At 69.1% G+C, this 19,431-nt stretch carries 13 protein-coding genes; 11 read left to right on the forward strand and 2 right to left on the reverse strand.

Translation table 11 applies throughout. From position 1 onward, the window contains the following. Window positions 1-56: 56 nt before the first annotated feature. Genes GP2_RS07975 through GP2_RS07990 form a run of 4 tightly spaced genes read left to right on the forward strand, consistent with a single transcriptional unit; the run spans window position 57 to window position 3,084 of the window. Window positions 57-1,070 (forward strand): N-acetylglutamate synthase, CG3035 family, encoded by a 1,014-nt coding sequence (locus GP2_RS07975; RefSeq protein WP_006899980.1) that lies wholly within the window; start codon window positions 57-59, stop codon window positions 1,068-1,070. Beyond that, window positions 1,070-1,711: a ribonuclease domain-containing protein gene (locus GP2_RS07980; RefSeq protein ID WP_006899981.1), complete on the forward strand. Its 642-nt coding sequence runs from the start codon at window positions 1,070-1,072 to the stop codon at window positions 1,709-1,711. Before GP2_RS07975 ends, GP2_RS07980 begins: the two co-directional genes overlap by 1 nt. Beyond that, a complete protein-coding gene (locus tag GP2_RS07985; RefSeq protein WP_006899982.1) occupies window positions 1,708-2,298 on the forward strand; it encodes a barstar family protein in 591 nt (196 codons plus the stop codon). The genes GP2_RS07980 and GP2_RS07985 overlap by 4 nt, the downstream gene beginning before the upstream one ends. Beyond that, complete coding sequence (locus GP2_RS07990; RefSeq protein WP_006899983.1) at window positions 2,299-3,084, forward strand: exodeoxyribonuclease III; 786 nt, start codon at window positions 2,299-2,301, stop codon at window positions 3,082-3,084. Here the strand turns inward: GP2_RS07990 and GP2_RS07995 are convergent. Continuing rightward, window positions 3,077-3,829 (reverse strand): siderophore-interacting protein, encoded by a 753-nt coding sequence (locus tag GP2_RS07995; RefSeq protein WP_006899984.1) that lies wholly within the window; start codon window positions 3,827-3,829, stop codon window positions 3,077-3,079. The genes GP2_RS07990 and GP2_RS07995 overlap by 8 nt on opposite strands. Continuing rightward, a complete protein-coding gene (gene mbtM, locus GP2_RS08000; protein WP_006899985.1) occupies window positions 3,826-5,502 on the reverse strand; it encodes a long-chain-fatty acid--ACP ligase MbtM in 1,677 nt (558 codons plus the stop codon). Before mbtM ends, GP2_RS07995 begins: the two co-directional genes overlap by 4 nt. A gap of 394 nt (window positions 5,503-5,896) precedes the next feature. Between mbtM and GP2_RS08005 the strand changes: the two genes are divergently transcribed. The 7 genes from GP2_RS08005 to GP2_RS08035 all read left to right on the forward strand — a co-directional run bounded on the left by GP2_RS08005 (window position 5,897) and on the right by GP2_RS08035 (window position 18,887). Further along, window positions 5,897-9,640: a non-ribosomal peptide synthetase gene (locus tag GP2_RS08005; RefSeq protein WP_006899986.1), complete on the forward strand. Its 3,744-nt coding sequence runs from the start codon at window positions 5,897-5,899 to the stop codon at window positions 9,638-9,640. Window positions 9,641-9,687: 47 nt separating this feature from the next. Next, window positions 9,688-10,296 (forward strand): GNAT family N-acetyltransferase, encoded by a 609-nt coding sequence (locus GP2_RS08010; protein ID WP_006899987.1) that lies wholly within the window; start codon window positions 9,688-9,690, stop codon window positions 10,294-10,296. A gap of 4 nt (window positions 10,297-10,300) precedes the next feature. Next, window positions 10,301-12,124 (forward strand): IucA/IucC family protein, encoded by a 1,824-nt coding sequence (locus GP2_RS08015; RefSeq protein ID WP_040526632.1) that lies wholly within the window; start codon window positions 10,301-10,303, stop codon window positions 12,122-12,124. Window positions 12,125-12,128: 4 nt separating this feature from the next. Then, complete coding sequence (locus tag GP2_RS08020) at window positions 12,129-14,504, forward strand: penicillin acylase family protein (RefSeq protein ID WP_006899989.1); 2,376 nt, start codon at window positions 12,129-12,131, stop codon at window positions 14,502-14,504. Then, window positions 14,492-15,961: a condensation domain-containing protein gene (locus GP2_RS08025; RefSeq protein WP_006899990.1), complete on the forward strand. Its 1,470-nt coding sequence runs from the start codon at window positions 14,492-14,494 to the stop codon at window positions 15,959-15,961. The genes GP2_RS08020 and GP2_RS08025 overlap by 13 nt, the downstream gene beginning before the upstream one ends. 80 nt (window positions 15,962-16,041) lie before the next feature. Further along, window positions 16,042-17,571: a pyridoxal phosphate-dependent decarboxylase family protein gene (locus tag GP2_RS08030; protein WP_006899991.1), complete on the forward strand. Its 1,530-nt coding sequence runs from the start codon at window positions 16,042-16,044 to the stop codon at window positions 17,569-17,571. Continuing rightward, window positions 17,568-18,887 carry a lysine N(6)-hydroxylase/L-ornithine N(5)-oxygenase family protein gene (locus tag GP2_RS08035; protein WP_006899992.1) on the forward strand — a complete coding sequence of 440 codons (1,320 nt, stop codon included), beginning with the start codon at window positions 17,568-17,570 and terminating at the stop codon, window positions 18,885-18,887. Before GP2_RS08030 ends, GP2_RS08035 begins: the two co-directional genes overlap by 4 nt. Window positions 18,888-19,431 lie beyond the last annotated feature (544 nt).

Here is a 19,431-nt window from a genome sequence, read left to right on the forward strand (position 1 = left end):
CCCGGACACCGGTCGAGGGGCGCCGTGTTGAGAGTCGCTGGGTGAAGGACACCGGGATGGGTGTGTCGCCGTCGGGTGCCGTCGTCGGCGACCGCGTCGTCGTGCGGTACCTGCTGGGTGACGCGACCCCAGCCGACTGGCGCGGCAATCCCGATGCGGCGCAGTCGGATGTCACCGGCATCCTGGTCGACGACGCCGATCCGCTGCGCCTCGAACGCGACGGCGAGGTCGTGTCGATCCCGCACGCGGTGGTCACGTCGGTGCGGCTGCTGTCGGCACGGCCGGTGCGCAACAGCGAGATCCGCACGCTCGAGCACGTCGCGGCCAGGTCCTGGCCGGGTGTCGACACCGCGTGGATCGCGGGCTGGTTCTGCCGCGCCGGCCGCGGATTCTCGCGCCGCGCGAATTCGGCTCTGCCCCTGGAGAGGTCGGCCCGCGCCGACCTGGCGGCGCTGCGTGAGATCGCACGCTGGTACGCCGAGCACGGCCTGCCGCCCCTGCTCGCCCTCCCCGACCGCCTGATGACGGCGTCGACCGTCGGTGGCGTCGAGGGAATCGAGGTGCAGAGGCTCACCTGCGATCTGACGTCCCTGGCCGAGACCCTGTCCGGGACAACGGCGTCCGCGGTGGCTCTCACCGACACCCCGGCGCCGGACTGGCTGACCGCATACGCGGGCAACCGCACGACCGGCGATGCCGAGGCGGTGCGCGCGGTGGTGACCGCGGGTGAGGGACCGCCGGTATTCGCACGGATCGGCGCGGATTCGACGGACCGCGGGCCGGCGTCGATCGGACGGGGCGTGGTCACCGAGGCGACCGACGGTCGCAAGTGGCTGGGTCTCAGCGCTCTCTGGACCGATCCGGAGCGGCGCGGCGCGGGCCTGTCCACGCAGGTGCTGGCGGCGCTGGTGGCCTGGGGCCGTGAGAACGGCGCCGAGTCCGCCCACCTCCAGGTCGAGACGACGAATCGCCTCGCGGGGTCGTGGTACCGGCGACTCGGCTTCGGGTTGCACCACACCTACCGCTACCTCACCCCTGACGTCCACGCCGACCCGACCGGGGGCCGCTGATGGCGCCCAACCCGAAACAGCCAGGCCCGAAGCAGTCCGTCGCACAGCGCAAGCGGCAGGCCCTCATCACCGCCACCGCGTTCGTGCTGATCGCCGTGGTCTTCGGCGTCACGTGGCTGATCAACAACAGCGGTGGGAAGAGCGACGAGACGCACACGGTCGCGGTATCGACCTCGACGTCGACGACGAAGGCCGCGTCATCGAAGATCGCGTCGAAGACGTCGAAGGTCCCGTCGTCGAAGGTACCGTCCTCGAAAAAGGCGGCCACGCACACGACGACGCCGAAACCCGCCACATCGAAACCGACCACTCCGAAGACCTCGACGGCGCGCTCCTCCGCGGTGAATGCTGCGATCCCGCCGCACGTCCTGCGCACCCTCGCGTACATCGACGCGGGCGAATGGCCGGAGGCCGCCAACGCACCGGGAACCAAGGGCGGCGTGACCTTCCGCAACAACGAGGGCCTCCTGCCGCGGACGGATTCCGGCGGCCGCCGCATCACCTACCGGGAATGGGACGTGAACCCCAAGGCGCCCAACCGCGGTCGCGACGCCGAGCGCATCGTCACCGGCAGCGACGGTTCCGCCTGGTACACCGCCGACCACTACCGCGCGTTCGTCAAGATCCGGGGACCGTCATGACCGAATCGCATCCACACGAGCCGAGTTCACACGCGTCGCGTTCACCCGAGTCGGATCACGCCGGGCTGGACGCCGCGCTCCCGGCGCCGGACCTGCAGGGCTTCCTCGACGCGGCCTCCTCCGGCGGGACGGCCGTCGCGGTCACCACCGCCACCGAACTGCCCGACCTCGGCCCGAGCGTGCGCGTCCGCACGGTCAGCGGCACCACCGCGACCACGCTCGCCGGCCTGTACTCGTCGTTCGCACGGGTCTGGGGCTTCCCGGATCACTTCGGCCGCAACAAGGACGCCTTCGACGACTGCATGCGCGATCTCGACACTCCCGACACGCAGGGGCGCGCACCCGGCATCGTCGTCGTCCACATCACCCAGGCCCATCGGCTGCTCGACGACGATCGGCCGGGATTCGACTGGTTCGCCGATTCCGTCGGCTTCTACCGTGACCACTACCGCGACGCCGGACACGGTTTCGCCGTGATCCTGTCGACCTCCGCGTCCCGCCTCGCCGAGGTCCGGTCCCGGTGGCAGCGCGCGGGTGTGGCGATCACCGACCTCGTGACCGAGACGTCCACCGGGGATGACGACTGAATGCGTGTCGCCACCTGGAACGTCAACTCGATCCGTGCCCGTTCGGAATCGGTTGTCGCGTGGATGGAACAGGCCGAGATCGACGTCCTGGCCATGCAGGAGACCAAATGTCACGATGACGCGTTCCCGCTGATGAGCTTCCTGGCCGCCGGCTACGACGTGGCCCATGTCGGGCAGGGCGCCTACAATGGCGTCGCGATCGCATCGCGTGTCGGACTCGACGACATCGAGATCGCCTTCGACGGCGTGCCCACCTATCCGGTCGACGACCAGCCGATCCGGGAGGCGCGAGCGATCTCTGCGATATGCGCCGGGGTACGGGTGTGGAGTCTCTACGTCCCCAACGGCCGCACCCCCGACGACCCGCACTACGACTACAAGCTGCGCTGGCTCGACGCCCTCGCCGACCACATCGTGCTGCGCCTGGCGCATGATCCGGCGGCGGAGATGATGCTCGCCGGCGACTGGAACGTCGCGCAGCGCGACGAGGATGTCTGGGACACCGAGTACTTCGCGGACCGCACCCACGTCACCGAACCGGAACGCGCCGGGGTGCAGCGCTTCCTGGATGCGGGATTGGTCGACTCGGCACTCCCTTACGCACCCGGATACACGTTCTGGGACTACGCACAGTCACGATTCTCGCGCAACGAGGGCATTCGCATCGACTACGCGTTCTGCTCCCCTGCGCTCGACACCCGGATCATGGGCGCGCACGTCGACCGCGACGCCCGAAAGACCAAGGGCGCCAGCGATCATGCGCCGGTGCTGTTCGAGATCAGCTGAACGGCTTGCCCGCAATCCAGTAGGCCTGCGCCTTGATCGAGTTCTTGGGCAGCCGGTACTCGTTCTTGAACGACGCGAGAACCGCGCGGGTGCTCACCGAATCCAGGGCAACCCAACCGAAGTGATCGGAGGCGTCGAACGCCGCGGCGCGCACCGCGTCGACGAGTGCCGCGCCGTCGCGCTCACGCGCGACCCACTCGACGGTGTCCTGGGGTCGTGACCGCACCGGGATGGTCTTGTCGCTCTCGTGCTGGTACTCCAACCAGATCCGCGCCGGCGTGTCCGGATGCGCCGACGCCGAGATAGCGTCGAGCAGCGAGTTGATCGCGGGCAGCGATGCGGGGTCTCCGGCGACAATCCAGCCCCGGACGCCTTCGGGCATAGCGAACTTCGAGCCCATGAAGGTGGCGTTGATCATGTCGCCGGGCTGCGCCTTCTGCGCCCACCGCGCGGCGACGCCCTCGTGGATGGCGAACTCGATGCCGAAGGTGTCGGTGGCGGGATCGGCGTCGACCAGCGTGTAACCACGCTGGTGCAGCTTGCCCGCGTCGTCGAACCACATCCGGATCCACATGGTCGGGTGCAGCGGGCGCTTCTTCAGCAGCCCACCGCCGGTGAAGTTCACGCGCACGTAGTGATCGGTGATCACCTCGGTGCCGGTGACGGTGAGCTCGAAGTCGTCTCCGCCGAGCAGCTTGAGGACCGCGCCCTGCCAGCCGCGGCCCCTGGTCGGTGCGGCGCTCACTTCTGCTCACCCTCCTGGCCCAGCGGGGCGAGGCGGCCGTCCTCCACCATCTTGCGGGTCTCGAGCCGGCGGATCTTTCCGGAGGTGGTCCGCGGCACCGAATCCGGCGCCACGAAGATCACCTCGGCGGGCACGATGGCGCAGGCCGAGGCAACCTCGCTCATCACCTCGGAGCGGGCCTTGTCGAAGTCGCTGCCCTTGTACTCGGCGATGATGACCAGGCCCGGACGGGACGATCCCTCGCCGCGCGCCATCGCGACGACGCCGCCGCGGCGTACGCCCGCGACCTCTGCTGCGGCGCGCTCGATCTCGATCGGGAACAGGTTGCGGCCGGCGACGATGATGACCTCTTTGGCCCGTCCACAGATGACCAGGCGGTCGTCGACGAGATAACCGAGGTCACCTGTGGAGAACCATTCCCCCTCACCGAGATCGGCGTCGCCGAGGTAGCCGCGCATCATCGAGGTACCACGGATCTCCACGTGGCCCACGGAGCGGCCGTCGATGCGGGGAACGTCGGTGTTGGGTTCGACGATGCGAACCTGCATGCCGCCCAGCGGCTTTCCGAGGATGGCGTAGCGGCGGCGGATCGGCTCGCCACCGTCGGGCGGGGTCACCGTGACCTCGTCGTAGTGCGCGCCCTCGCCGACCGCGGGCATGGTGACCGCGCAGGCCGATTCGGCCATGCCGTAGGCGGGGGCGGCCGCGTTACGCCAAAAACCGAACGGCTCGACGGCGTCGAGGAACTTGTCGAACGCGTCGGCGTCGATCGGCTCGCCGCCGCTGATCGCGACGCGCAGGTGCGACAGGTCGATGTCGCGCAGCAGCTTGCCGTAACGACCGAGGATGTCGTAGGCGAAGTTCGGCGCCGCGGTGACGGTCGCCTTGGTCTCGGTGAGCCACTGCATCCACTTGAACGGCGCGGCCGCGAATGCGGTGTTGGGCACGATGTAGGTCGAGATACCGGTGGTCATTCCGGCGAGCAGGAACATCAGGCCCATGTCGTGGTACAGCGGCAGCCAGCTGAAGCCGGTGTCGCGGGTGCGGTGCAGACCGAGGCGGCTGACGAGTTCGATGGCGTTGGAGTAGACGGCCGACGCGGACAGGACCGCGGTCTTCGGGTCGCCGGTCGACCCCGCTGTGCCCTGCAGCACCGCGACGGTGTTGGCGCTGCAGTTGCGCGCGGTGAAGCTCGCGGTATCCACCCCGAGGCCGTATTCACCGACGCGGGCGATCGTCAGCTGCCCCTCGACCTTGGAGAGCAGGTCGAGCTGGTGCCCGCTGCCCAAGACGGTGCCGACGCCGATCGAGATGAACCGGTTGTAGGTGTTCTGCGCCCAGCGCTCCTCGTCGGCGCCACGGATGGGGCCGGGCAGGATGCTGATCGGCACGCCGGCGAGCCAGGCGCCCTGGATGGCAGCGATCAGGTCGACCGTCGGGTCGCCGATCAGGCCGAGCGCGAGGGGCTCGTGGCGGTCGCTGTCCGCGAGGAGTTGGACGGCGATCTGCTCGGCGCGGGCGTGGACATCGCGCCAGGGCAGGGTGACCCACTCACCGGAGTCGGAATCCAACACGGACAGGGTGGTGTCTCCCGCCGTCATCGCCTCACGGACGGTGGCGGCGAGGGTGTTCGTCGAACCGGACTCCTTCAACACCACAATGCTCTGCGACATTCTCGTACCCCGTTCTCGCCGACCGCGTCGGCTATCTCGTCGTTTCTCCGGAAGGCCCGTCGCATCATTCGCACGGCCCGGGCGACGAGGCCGGCGCGCACGGACCGGCCTCCGAATCGCCAGAAGGATAGGTTAGCCTAATCTTCGTCGAGCACAAGAGGCCGGTTCCACACGGAAGGGGTGACTAAGGTCATCTGGTGAGATGGCGGAATATAACTTAGGCTTACCTAATCCATAGTGGTGCCCGGTTCGACGGAAATCGACGCAGACCTGCGAATTTTCGGCGCGGACCCCGTTGGGCCTGGCCTGCTACTTAGTATACCCTATCCTAAGTTGGGGGTGTACCCAGCGTGAAGACCGAGTTTCCCATAACCTTTGGAGAGGCATCCGGCTGATGGCCACGAACTCCCAGACGACCACCACCACTATCGCGGACCCCGTCACCCCAGCCGACATCCGTTCGGACGTGGCCGCGATCCTGGGGCTGGCGCCGGATGCCCTCGACGCCGACACCGATCTCATCGCCCAGGGCCTCGACTCGCTGCGCATGATGCGCCTGGCCGGCGGCTGGCGGAAACGCGGCATCGACATCGACTTCGCCCGCCTCGCCGCCGCCCCGACCCTCGACGCGTGGACGACGCTGATCTGCTCGTCGCAGACCGCCGCGCCGACCTCCGTGTCCGGCGTCGGGTCAGCTGACGGCCCCGACATCCGGGCCGAAGTGGCCGCCGCCCTCGGCGTCGCACCGGAATCCCTCGACGCCGACACCGATCTCATCGCCCAGGGCCTCGACTCGCTGCGCATGATGCGCCTGGCCGGCGGCTGGCGAAAACGCGGCATCGACATCGACTTCGCCCGCCTCGCCGCCGCCCCCACGCTCAGCGCGTGGTCGGAGATGCTCGGCGGTGGCGCGCCGGCAGCCGCGGCGCGATCCGTCGATCCCACAGCCGTCGACCCCACAGCCGTCGACCCCACAGCGCCGTTCCCGCTCGCTCCGATGCAGCACGCCTACTGGATCGGGCGGTCGGACAGCCACGCGTTCGGCAACGTCGCCGCCCACCTCTACATCGAGTTCGACGGCCGCGACATCGATCCCGACCGCTTCCGTACCGCGATGGGGCAGCTCATCGAGCGGCATCCGATGCTGCGTGTGCGTGTGCTGCCCGACGGCACCCAGGTCGTCGGCCCGGCGCATCCCGAGGCGATCGCGGTCCACGACCTGCGCACCCAGTCGCCGGAGATGATCGACGCGATCCTCGCCGAGAAGCGCACCCACGGCACGCATCGCGCCCTGCCGGTGGAGGAGGGTGCGGTCATCCGCGCCGAACTGAGCCTGCTGCCCGACGGGGCGACCCGTGTCCACCTCGACGTCGACATGATCGCCGCGGACGCCATGAGCTACCGCGTGCTCGTCGACGACTTCGCCCGTCTCTACCGCGGCGAGACCCTGCCGGAACTCGGCATCACCTTCCCGACCATCACCGCCGACCGCACCAGCCGCGAGGTCCGCGACGACGACCGCGCCTGGTGGCGGGAGCGCATCCCGACAATGCCCGGCGCCCCCGAGCTCCCGCTCGACGAACGCGCGCTGCGCGGTGAGGTCGAGCCGCGCAGCGTCCGCCTGCACCACTCGGTGTCGGCGTCGGACTGGAAGCGTCTCGAGGAGCATGCGCACCGTCGCGGCGTCACCCCGGCGGCCGCGGTCGCCGCAGCCTTCGCCGAGGCGGTGGGCACCCATTCGGCGAGCCCGCGCTTCTTGCTCACGGTCCCGCTGTTCGACCGTCCGCAGATCCACCCCGACGTCGAGCGCGTGGTCGGCGACTTCACGTCGTCGATCCTCGTCGACGTCGACCTGAGCGAGCGCGCGACGCTCGCCGAACGCGCCCGGCAGATGCGCACCTCGATGCACGAGGCCGCGGCGCACGGATCCATGAGCGGCCTAGACGTCCTGCGCGAACTCGGCCGCGCCCGAGGCGAATCCATCGTCTCGCCGGTGGTGTTCACGAGTGCGCTCGGGCTCGGCGACCTGTTCTCCGCGCAGGCCTCCGACGTCCTCGGCGCCCCAGCGTGGATCGTGTCGCAGGGTCCGCAGGTCCTGCTCGACGCCCAGGTGACCGAGATCGCCGGCGGCCTGCTCCTCAACTGGGACGTCCGCGTCTCCGATCTCGACGAGGCGACGGCGCGCGCGATGTTCGACTACTACGTCAAGATTCTCGACCACCTCGTCGACGGCGAATGGGACGTGCCCGCGCCCGATCCAGTGGCCGAAGAGGTTCGCGCGCAGCGGCTCTCGGTCGAACAGCCGCTCCCGGCGAGCGACGTCTTCGACGGCACGCTGCATCGCACCTTCTTCGCGCGCGCCGCGAACCGCCCGGACGATCCGGCAGTCCTCACCGACGCCCGCACCTGGACCCACGGCGAGCTCGCCGACGAGGCGTTGCGCGTGGCCGGGGCGCTCACCACGGCCGGTGTCGGACCGGGTGACACGGTCATCGTGAACCTGCCGAAGAGCGGCGACCAGGTGGTGGCCGCGCTCGCCATCCTCGCCGCTGGCGCCGCCTATGTGCCCATCGCGCCCACCCAGCCGGCCGCCCGTCGCGACCGCATCGTGTCGATCGCTACCCCGCGCGCGGTCCTCACAAATGACGTCGAGGCCTGGGCGGGCAGCGATACCGGCGCCGCAGTCCTCGATCTCGCCACCGCGCGCACGGCCGACCCGATCCGGCCGGTCGCGGTCTCCGGTGACGACCTCGCCTACATCCTGTTCACCTCGGGATCGACGGGTCTGCCCAAGGGCGTGCAGGTTCCGCACCGCGCCGCGGTGGCCACCATCACCGATCTGGTGGACCGCTACGACCTCGGCGCTGGCGACCGCGTGCTGCAGGTCAGCTCGCTCGAGTTCGACCTCTCGGTCTTCGATATCTTCGGACTGCTCGCCGTCGGCGGCGCCGTGGTGGTACCCGGCGACGACGAGCGGACCAAGGTCGACGACTGGGTGCGCCTGCTCGGCGAGCACCGGGTGTCGGTCCTCAACTGCGTCCCGTCGATCCTGGGCATGATCCTCGACATCGGCACGCTGCCAGCGTCGATGCGGATGATCATCATGGGCGGCGACAAGATCGACGTCTCGCTGCTCGACCGCGTCGCAGCGCAGCTTCCCGACTGCCGCGTCGCCGGCCTCGGGGGCACCACCGAGACCGCGATCCACTCGACGATCTGCGAGGCCCCCGACGTCCCGGCGGGCATGGCATTCGTGCCCTACGGCGTCCCGCTGCGCGGGGTCCGGTGCCGTGTCGTCGACGAGATCGGCCGCGACCGGCCCGATCTGGTGCCCGGTGAGCTGTGGATCGGCGGCGCCGGGGTCGCCGACGGCTACCGCGGCGACCCGGACCGCACCGCCGACCGTTTCGTCACGGTCGACGGCGAACGCTGGTACCGCACCGGCGATCTCGCGCGGTATCTGCCGGGCGGATTCCTCGACTTCCTGGGCCGCGCCGACCACATGGTCAAGATCCGCGGCTACCGCGTCGAACTCGGCGAGGTCGAGGCCGGGCTGCTCGGCCTGCACGGGGTCGGCTCGGCCGTCGCCTGGTCGGATGGTCGCGACCTGCGCGCCGCGGTGGTCCCCGCCGTCGACCGCCGCGAGCAGGTCACCGAGGAATCCCTGCTCGCCGGTCTGACCGAAGCCCTTCCGCCACACATGATCCCTCGTTCGGTCACGATCCTCGACGCGCTGCCGCTCACCCCGAACGGCAAGTACGACCGCAAGGCCGTCGCCGCGATCGTCGACACCTCCGACGAAGCCGATGCGGTGGTGCCGCCGCGCACCCCGCTCGAGAAGGCCCTCGTGGTGATCTTCGAGGACGTCCTGCCGGCCCGCCCGATCGGGGTGACCGAGGACTTCATCTCGCTCGGCGGCGACTCAGTGCAGGCCACCCGCCTCGTCGCGCTGACCCGGACCTGGCTCGACGCACCGGGACTCACCGTCGCCGACATCTTCGCCCACCGCACCATCGCGGGTCTCGCCGAACGGCTCATCGCCCTCGAGGGGTCACGCGCCGACGACGTCGCGGAGGTCCTGCTCGAGGTCGTCGCGCTCACCGACGACGAGGTGGAGGCCGAACTCTCCGCCACCTGAGCCGAACCGCCCCTCCGCGCGTCCATCCACACCACAGCAAAGGCATCATGACCAGTTCTCCCGCTTCCACCTACGAGTTGCACTCGGTCGAACTCGTCGACGTGGCACACGCCCCCACACTCCACGGGTGGCTCACCCATCCCAAGGCCAAGTTCTGGGACATGCTCGACAACTCGCTCTCCGACGTGGAGAAGATGATCCGCGACACCGCCGAGGCGACGGCGGGCACGCCGTACGGCCTGCGCCTGGGCTACCACGACGACACGCCGCAGTTCATGTTCGAGCTGTACAACCCGCTCACCAGCGAGCTCGCCGACCCCGCAAGCGGTTACGTGCACTCCGAAGGCGACATCGGCATGCACCTGCTGGTCGCGCACGCTGAGCAGGCCCTGCCCGGGTTCACCGGCGCGGTCATGCTGCACATCATGCGCACGGCGATCCTCGAGGTCGGGGCGCAGCGCGTGGTCGTCGAGCCCGACGTGCGCAACAAGGCCGTGCATCGACTCAACGCGAGCGTCGGTTTCCGCGTGGCCGGCGACTACCCCGTCGGCAACAAGATCGCCCACCTCAGCTATTGCACACGCGACGACTTCCTCCGGGTCACCGACGGCGGCACCACCGTCGGCGCCGTCGAGGTGACGGATCTGGGTGCGTGATCGCTTGACCATCTCCGACCTGAGCACGACGAGGATCGCACCCGAGGCGAACCGCGGCGCCGCGGCGCGTCCCACGTTCTCGTACCGGCAGACCTACCACGACCGAATCGCGCGCAAGATCCTCGCGGAGTTCTCCCATGAACGGGCGCTGTCCCCGGTCGAGACCTCGCCCGGGGCCTACGTCGTGACCTCCGCCGACGGCCGCACCGAGTACCGGTTCCGCGCCGAGGTGCTGTCCCTGGAGAACTGGGCCATCGACCAATCCTCGCTGCGCAGGGTCCGCGACGGCGAAGAACTCCCGATCGACGCGGTCGCGCTCGTCATCGATCTCGCGCCGATGCTCGGCATCGGCCCCCATGCGCTTCCGGAGTATCTCGAGGAGTTCGTCAACACCCTTGCCCTGTCCACGGACCGCCCCGACGAACGACGCATCGCCGCAAGCGATCTCGCGCACGCTGACTTCCAGACCATCGAGAAGACGATGACCGAGGGCCACCCGTGCATCGTCGCCAACGCCGGGCGGCTCGGTTTCAGTGCCTCCGACGTCGAGCGGTATGCCCCGGAGACGGGCAACCCGTTCCGGCTCATCTGGGTCGCCGCACGCCGCGAGGACTGCGATGTCGCGACCGTCGGCGGCCTCGACTACCAGTCCATGCTCGTCGACGAGCTCGGTGCCGACACGCTCGCCGGCTTCGACGCTGTGCTTCGCGAATCCGGCTGCGACCCGGAGGATTACCACTACCTGCCGGCGCATCCGTGGCAGTGGGACGAGAAGATCCGAAAGCTGTACTCGGCGGACATCGCCGCCGGCCGCATCATCCGCGTCGGGTCGAGCCCGGACCTCTACCAGGCCCAGCAGTCGATCCGCACCATGTTCAACGCAACGACACCGGCGCGGCACTACGTGAAGACCGCGCTGTCGATCGTCAACATGGGCTTCACGCGCGGCATGTCGGCCGACTACATGCGTACGACCCCGCTGATCAACGACTGGGTGCGCACCCTCGTGGCCGACGACCCGTACCTCGCGGCGATCGGGTTCGAGATGATCTACGAGGTTGCGGCGATCGGTTACCGCAGCCCGACGTTCAACGCGATCACCCAGCCGGGGTCGGAGTTCCGCAAGATCCTCTCCGCGCTGTGGCGTCAGAGTCCGGTTCCCCTGCTGTCCGGCGACGAGCACCTGGCGACCATGGCGTCGCTGCTGCACGTCGACCACCGCGGCGACCCGCTGGTCGGGGCGTTCATCGAGCGTTCCGGAATCCCTGCGGCCGAGTGGATTCGGCGGTATCTGCGCACCTACCTGCATCCGGTCGCCTATCTGCTCTACCGCTACCAGCTGAAGTTCTCCCCGCACGGCGAGAACCTGATCCTCATCCTCGACGACGGGCTGCCGGTCCGCGCGATCCTCAAGGACATCGGTGAGGAGGTGTCGGTCTTCGGCAACCCGGAGGGCTTCCCGGAGAACTGTTCCCGGGTCCTCACCACCGAACCCGACGAGATCCGCAACCTCGGGGTGCTGTCGGACATCTTCGACGACTTCTTGCGGCCACTCGCCGCGGTCCTGCACACCCACGGCCTGGTCTCCGACGGCCGGTTCTGGGATCTGGTCGCCGAGAGCCTGCACGAGTTCGTCGACACCCACCCCGATCTCGCGGATGCCTTCGCCCGCTGGGATCTATTCGCACCCGAGTTCGCGGCCGTGCACATGAACGGCCTGCAATTGCGGAACAACAAGCGGATGGTCGACATCGAGGACTCCTACGCGTCGCTGATCGACGCCGAGCACATGCTGACCAATCCCGTCGCCGGCCGGACGGGACGGTGATCGCATGAGCATCACCGGGTCCCCCGTCATCGAAGCGACCGTTGAGATCCTCCGTGACGCCCACGGCATTCCGCACGTGCTGGCGTCCACCCCGGAAGGGGCCGTCTACGGGCAGGGACGTGCCTGCGCGCTGGACCGACGCTGGCAGATCGAATGGATGCGCCTGCGCGCCGAGGGCCGTACCGCCGAGGTGTTCGGGGCGTCGTGCGTCGAATGGGACGTCTTCGCGCGCCGCGCGGAACTCGACGTCGCCGCCAGGCGGATTCACGACGCGTCGTCCGAACGCACCCGGCGGCTGCTGCAGGCCTACGCCGACGGGGTGAACAGCACCCTCTCGGAGTTCGGGAACGCCGACGGTGCAACGCATCCCGAGGCACTCGAGTTCGAGGCGCTCGACCACACGCCGCGACCGTGGCAGCCGTGGACCCCGATCTCGGTGTTCATCATGCACCACGTGCTGTTCGGCCGGTTCACCACGAAGCTCTTCCGCCTGCACGCCTGCCGCTTCCTCGGTCTGGATGCGCTGGCGTTCTGGGACTTCGAGAAGCGCGAGGCCGATCCGACCGTCCCGGCGATGCCCAACCAGGCGTTCCTCGACGAGATCCTCGCACTGACCGATCCGACCGGAACGCCGGCGACCGGCGAGACCCTCGACCTCGGTGATCCGATGTCGGGCAGCAACGCCTGGGGCGTGTCGGCCGGCCGCAGCAGCACCGGCTCACCCATCGTCGCTGGCGATCCGCACCGGTTCCTCGAACTGCCCGGCATCTACCAGCAGTTCCACCTGGCATCGACCGATCCGTCGGCGTCGTTCGACATGCTCGGCTTCGCCTTCGCCGGTGTCCCCGGCGTACCGCACTTCGCTCAGGGTCCCGAAATCGCCTGGGGCATCACCAATGCCATGGCCGACTACCAGGATCTCTACATCGAGCAGCTGACCCGCGACGACTCGGGCGCGCTGCTCGTCGAGGCGCCCGGCGGCGAGCGTGTCCCGGCGCGGACCCGCAGCGAGCAGATCGATGTCCGAGACGCCGAACCCGTTGCGGTGCAGGTGATCACCACGCCCAACGGCACCGTGGTGTTCGGCGGACCCGACGAGACGTTCGCAATGAGCCTGCGGTCGCCGCTGCTGTCCGAGGAGGTCACCTTCGACGCCCCGCTCGATCTTCTGTTCGCGCGCACCGTCGCCGACGTCGAGGCAGCGCTGTCGGCCTGGGTGGAACCGGTCAACCGGGCGGTGATCGCACACGCCGACGGCACCGTCGCCACCCACTTGGCCGGCCGGGTGCCGGCGCGCGCCCCGGAGAACCACTGGCTGCCCGTGCCGGGCTGGGACGAGCGCTACCAGTGGCGCGGATACGAACCCGGCACACTGCACGAGCCCGGCTTCGATGCCACGCTCCCCGACGGCGGGGTCACGGTGACCGCCAACCAGCGCATCTCCGGCGTCCCGCCGCTGCAACCGACGTCCACCGAGTGCGTTGAGCACTTCCGCGCCTCGCGGATCACCGCACGGCTCGACGAACTGACCTCGGTCAGCCCCGAGGACTGCGCCGACATCCATCGCGACGTTCGGCTCGACCAGGCTGCGGTGGTCCAGGGGCTCCTGGCCCGCGTCGTCGGCAACACCCCGGCCGCGGAGGAGATCCGGCAGCGGATCCTGGACTGGGATCGCACCATGACGGCCGACAGCACGGACGCCTACCTGTTCGCCGAGTTCCGCAGCCAGCTGGTGCGCGCCGTCGCCGCCACCGACGCGCTCGCGCCGCTACGCGGCCCGCACGGTTTCCCGACAGTGCTCCAGCCGTGGTTCGTTCCCGAACCGCGTCTCGCCACGGCGATCACGTCCGTCGTCGAGAAGTCCGCTCTCATCGGCATCGACATCGAAGCGGTCGCCCTGTCGGCGCTCGACGCCGTCGTCACGCGGGTGGAGGCACTCGGCGGGGCACCTGAGTGGGGAACCGTCCACGTCTTGGCCCCGATCCACGGTTTCGACCTGGTCGGCGCCTCACCCGATCATCCCGAGCTGTTCGCCCGGCTGCGGCCGACGCCGCTGCCGCTCGCCGGTGACACCGAATGTGTTTTCGCCAACGCCTCGGCGGTGGGCACCCACGTGTGCATCACCGGTTCGGCGGCGCGGTACGTGTGGGACCTGTCCGATCCGTCCGCCAGCCGGTGGATCGTGCCGCTGGGCGCCTCCGGCGATCCGCGCTCCGGGCACTTCCAGGACCAGGCCGCCGACTGGGCGGCCGGACGGCTGCTCCCGGTGGAACGCGACTGGGATGTCCTGCGCGGCCCCACCACCGACCCGCACACCGCACCGGCCACCACATCGACCCCGACTTCCCTTTCGACTCAGGAGGATTCGTGTCAGCCCTGACCGATGCGCGACTCACGCTGCTGCGCCGGCGGCTCGAGCGGACCGAGACCGTCCCGCTCGCGACCGCCGGCGCAGTCGCCGATACCGCGCCCGCCGCGACAGTTCCCCCGGCTGCGTTCGGCGACCTCGGTGTCGCGGAGCGTCGCATGTGGAAGATCTACGAACTCGACCCGAAGTCGGTGTCCCACAACATCGGGCTTGTCCTCGAGTTCGGCGGCGCCCGCACCGTCGAGTCCGTGGTCGCGGCCGCCGAGCTGCTGGTCGAGAAGTTCGAGGTGCTGCGCTCGATCGTCGAGGTCGACGCCGACGGTATCCCGCATCGCACGAAGGTGACCCGCGAAGGGCGCTGGAACCCCGAGCATACGGTGTGGACCTGGGGCTTCGAGCCGACCGAGGCACAGTCCGGCGGCGCCGCCGACGTCGACTCCGTCGCCACGGAGCTCACTCGCCGTCCGTTCGACCTGTTCACCGAAACCCCGCTGCGGCTTCGGGTCTCCGGCTGCGACGGGAGGGTCACGATGATCCTCGTCGTACACCACCTCGCGGTCGACGACACGTCGTGGCCGCCGTTGCTCGGCACCCTGATCTCGGGCGACTGGCCCGGCGACGCCGGTCTGGACTCACGGCCAGCCGATCCGGGCGAGACCACCGCCTCCTCGGCCGCCGAGGCCGCCGTACGCCACGCGCTGGACACCTGGGGCGCCGAGGGCATCCGCTACCCAATCTCCGGTGAGCTGCCCGCCGAGAGTCCAGCCGACAGCTGGCTGTCCCCGATGGACGACCGCGAGGGCGTGAAGGTCTCCGCCCCGGTCGCCAACGACTCGCTCACCGCGCTGCAGCGCACCGCCGCGGCCGTGGGCGCCACTGGGAACGCACTGCTCATCGCCATCTGCTCGCTCGCGACCCACGCGCTCACCGGTTCGGAGGACCACGTGCTCGTCGTCCCCGCCGACAACCGCAACCGGTCCCAGTCCCCGGAGCGGATCGGCTACTGCGGCAACATCATCCCGATGCGATTCCGTGTCGATCCGAACGCCTCCGTCGCGCAGGCGCTGCGCGACGCCGGCTCGGTCATCTACCAGGCGATGGAGCACTCCGGCACCGACTTCGGGCCGATCCTCACCGCGATCCGCCAGGCCGGCGGACGGTTCCCGGTCATGGAGATCATGGCCTCGGTCCGCCCTGCGCCCCTGCGCGGCATCCCGCAACCAGCCGACGCCCCGGTCACATGCCGCTCGGTGTTCAACGGCATCGCCAACTACCCGCTGTCCATAGCCTTCGAGGCCGACGAACATGCCACCCATATCGAGGTCGATCACCAGCCCGGCGTCGTTCCCGACGCCATCGCGGAGCGCGCCACGGCGGTCCTGACCGGACTCGTCGACCTCGTCCCGCAGTCTCTCCACTCCACCGTGTCCGAACTCGTCGCAGGACTCGAGAGACGAGGCCGCGGATGAGCGGCCGACCATCCTACGGAGCGGACTCCCGCTCCACTGCAACCGAATCCGTAGCTCTTGTCCACGCAGGGAGAGACTCAGTGATCGACGACCGCACGTCCGCATCCCAGACCTCACGTTTCGCCCGGCCGGGCACCGGCTGGACGGAGGTGGGGCGCGGGCTGGCCGAGGCTGCCAAAGCGGTCGCCGCGCACCATCACGGCGCTCCGCTCCCCAGCGGCGACCCGGTGTCGGTGCTCTCCGCGGTCACCGAGGCCGTCGGCGCCGAGGGCATCCCGGAGACCGGGATCGGCGAGTCCGAGGCGCTGCGGCGCATGGCGCGTCTCGTCGCGGAGTACGGGCTGGATCTCACCCACCCGCTGACCGCCGCGCACCTGCAACCGGCCCCGCTCTCGGTGGCGGTCGCCGCCGATGCGCTCGCCAGCGCGACCAATGCCTCGCTGGACACCTACGACTCGGGTCCGGCCACCCTGGCGCTGGAGACCTGGACCGTCCAGTCCCTGGCCCGGATGGCCGGTTTCGGACCTCAGTCGGGCGGTGTCTTCTCCCCCGGTGGCTCGATCTCGAATCTGTTGGCCCTGATGATCGCCCGCGATCACACCGCTTCCCGACTCGGTGTCGACGTCCGTCACGACGGTGTGGCGGCACTGCGCCGCCCGGTGGTGTTCTGCTCTCGCGTCGCTCACTTCTCGGTTCATCGCGCTTGTGCCGCACTGGGTCTCGGCGAATCGGCGGTCGTCGGAGTGGAGGTCGACTCACACCACCGGATGATCCCGGAGGCCCTCGAGTCCGCGATCCGCAAGGCTGGCGACGTGACGCCGCTGGCCATCGTCGCCACCGCGGGCACCACCGACTTCGGCACCATCGACCCGCTGACCGAGATCGCCGACATCGCCGAGCGCCACGAGATCTGGTTGCATGTCGACGCCGCCTACGGTTTCGGTTCGCTGTTCTCCGACCGGCTCTGTGGTCTGCTCACCGGTATCGACCGCGCCGACTCGGTGACCCTCGACCTGCACAAGGTCGGCTGGCAGCCGGCTGCCGCGAGCCTGATGCTCCTCGCCGACGCCGGCCGCTTCGCCTCGCTGAACCGTTCGGTCGCCTACCTCAACCCCGACGACGACGTCGAGGCCGGTTTCAGCGGTCTACTCGGCCAGACCCTGCAGACCACACGGCGCCCCGACGTGCTGAAGGTCGCCACGACGCTGATGGCCTACGGACGGCGCACTCTCGGCGAGATGCTCGAGAAGTGCAACGACCTCGCGCTCTACGCCGAACAGCGTATCGCCACCGAACTGCAGCTCGAACTCGTCGCCCCGGTCACGCTGACCACCGTCGTGTTCCGGTACCGCTGCGCCGATCTCGACGTCGTGAACGGTGAGCTCCGCCGTCGCCTCATCTCCGAGGGCACGGCGCTGATCGGCCGCACGCAGGTACGCATCCCCGGCGAGGACGAACCCCAGACCTGCTTGAAGCTGACGCTTCTGAATCCCGACGCCACCCAGAGCGACATCGACGCGCTCTTCGACGAACTCCTGCGCGTCGCATTGGAAGTGGAATCCGAGGGCACCGACACCCAGAGTGAGAAGATGGTGAGGGTATCCGAATGACCCGTCAAGAGAAGGTAGACGTACTCGCGATCGGTTGCGGTCCGTTCAACATGGGGCTCGCCGCCCTGGCATCGACGGTCGACGACTGCGATGTGCTCGTCGTCGACCGTCGATACGAGTTCCGGTGGCACCCGGGGCTGATGTTCCCCGACGCGAGCCTGCAGGTGTGGTTCCTGTCGGACCTGGTCACCCTCGTCGACCCGACGCATCCGCTGTCGTTCCTGAACTACCTCGCCGATACCAACCGTCTATACCGGTTCATGGTCCGGGAGAACTTCTTCCCGAGCCGCCTCGAGTACGAGGACTACCTACTGTGGTGTGTCCGCCGCCTCGACTCGCTGCGCTGGGGCACCACCGTGACCGAGGTGGACTGGGACTCCTCGGCCGACGCCTTCCGGGTCACGATGGTGACCAATGGTGCGGAGTCCACCGTGATCGCCCGCCACGTCGTCGTCGGGGTGGGCACCGAGCCGTTCGTGCCGGAGTCGCTGCAGACCGACTCTCCCAACGTCATCCACAGCTCGGAGTACCTGTACCACCAGGAGCGGGCGCACGCCGCCGACTCGGTGACCGTGATCGGTTCGGGCCAGTCCGGCGCCGAGATCGTCGCCGACCTGCTAGAGGCGAACTACCACGGCGGCCCCGCCGTCCGCTGGTGGACCCGCACCCCGTGGTTCGCGCCGCTGGACTTCACCAAACTGTCGCTGGAGATGACCACCCCGGCGTACATGGACTACTTCGCGAGCCTCCCGGAGGAGGCCCGCGACCGGATCCGGCCACAGCACTGGCAGTTCCACAAGGGCGTCTCGGCCGATACGCTCGCCCAGGTGCACGAGTTGCTGTACCGCCGCCAGTTCGCCGAGAAGCTGAACCCTGTGCAGCTGCGTATCTCGACCGCCGTCGAGGGCATCGACACCCTGCCCGACGGCAAGCTACGGGTCCGCGCCCGGCACCTCGACACCGGCAACGCCCTGGCGCACACCACCGACCTGGTCGTCGCCTGCACCGGCTACCGTCGTCGTGAGACACCGTTCCTCACCCCGATCGAGCCACTGCTGCACCGTGATTCGAAGGGCCGTTACGTCTTCGGCCCTCAGCACCAGGTGGAGACCGAGCCGGCGCTGACCAACCGGCTGTTCATGGTCAACGCCGAGGAGCACGCGATCGGTGTCTCCGCACCGAACCTCGACATCGGCGCGGTCCGCAACGCCCGCATCCTCAACACCGCCATGGGCCGCGAGGTGTACCGCCTTCCGACAGACACCGCGTTCACCCAGTTCGGCATCGACAACGCTGACGACGTGGTCGCCGAATAGACGCGCACAGTCAGAACACAGCCCGGTCCGCGACGTGCGGGCCGGGCTGTTGCGGTTCATCCGCCGCCTGAGACTCGAGGAGCGATAAGCGACGAGCCACGAAGACCCCCTCGAGATACCTACCCCCGCAACCACTTCCCGCGAAATCATCCCCTACATGCGGGACCATCCCATTCCCGCCCGGACCGAACCCGGCGATCCCACTGACCGGCCGACGGAAAGGAAGCACTGCTGCGAATCAGTCTACTACCGAAAGTAGCGGCACCGCAGCATCATCCGTCTGTGGATAGACTTCCTGGGCTGCCCCTCGCCAAACTCGCTGACGATCCCGGCATGTGGGGTTGACCCCTGATGGTGGACACCTGACTGGCGGGACAGCGGGTCCTGCGGGAAGGATGTCCGTATGTCGGGCAAACGCAAGCAGTAAACCCCGGAGCATCGGGAGCAGTCCTCCTGCTTGGTGATCGAGGCGGGACGCCTGATCGCGCATGTCGCGAAGGAGATCGGGGTCGGCGAGCAGCTGCTCGGCAGATGGGTGGCTTAG

This window comes from Gordonia paraffinivorans NBRC 108238, assembly GCF_000344155.1.
GTDB classification, from domain to species: Bacteria; Actinomycetota; Actinomycetes; order Mycobacteriales; family Mycobacteriaceae; genus Gordonia; species Gordonia paraffinivorans.

Excerpts from the sequence above, each read along its gene's own strand:
- GP2_RS08010 (WP_006899987.1), top strand. The coding sequence starts at position 9,688 with ATGACCAGTTCTCCCGCTTCCACCTACGAGTTGCACTCGGTCGAACTC.
- GP2_RS08005 (WP_006899986.1), top strand. The coding sequence starts at position 5,897 with ATGGCCACGAACTCCCAGACGACCACCACCACTATCGCGGACCCCGTC.
- GP2_RS08020 (WP_006899989.1), top strand. The coding sequence starts at position 12,129 with ATGAGCATCACCGGGTCCCCCGTCATCGAAGCGACCGTTGAGATCCTC.
- GP2_RS07980 (WP_006899981.1), top strand. The coding sequence starts at position 1,070 with ATGGCGCCCAACCCGAAACAGCCAGGCCCGAAGCAGTCCGTCGCACAG.
- GP2_RS07990 (WP_006899983.1), top strand. The coding sequence starts at position 2,299 with ATGCGTGTCGCCACCTGGAACGTCAACTCGATCCGTGCCCGTTCGGAA.
- GP2_RS07975 (WP_006899980.1), top strand. The coding sequence starts at position 57 with ATGGGTGTGTCGCCGTCGGGTGCCGTCGTCGGCGACCGCGTCGTCGTG.
- GP2_RS08035 (WP_006899992.1), top strand. The coding sequence starts at position 17,568 with ATGACCCGTCAAGAGAAGGTAGACGTACTCGCGATCGGTTGCGGTCCG.
- mbtM (WP_006899985.1), bottom strand. The coding sequence starts at position 5,502 with ATGTCGCAGAGCATTGTGGTGTTGAAGGAGTCCGGTTCGACGAACACC.
- GP2_RS07985 (WP_006899982.1), top strand. The coding sequence starts at position 1,708 with ATGACCGAATCGCATCCACACGAGCCGAGTTCACACGCGTCGCGTTCA.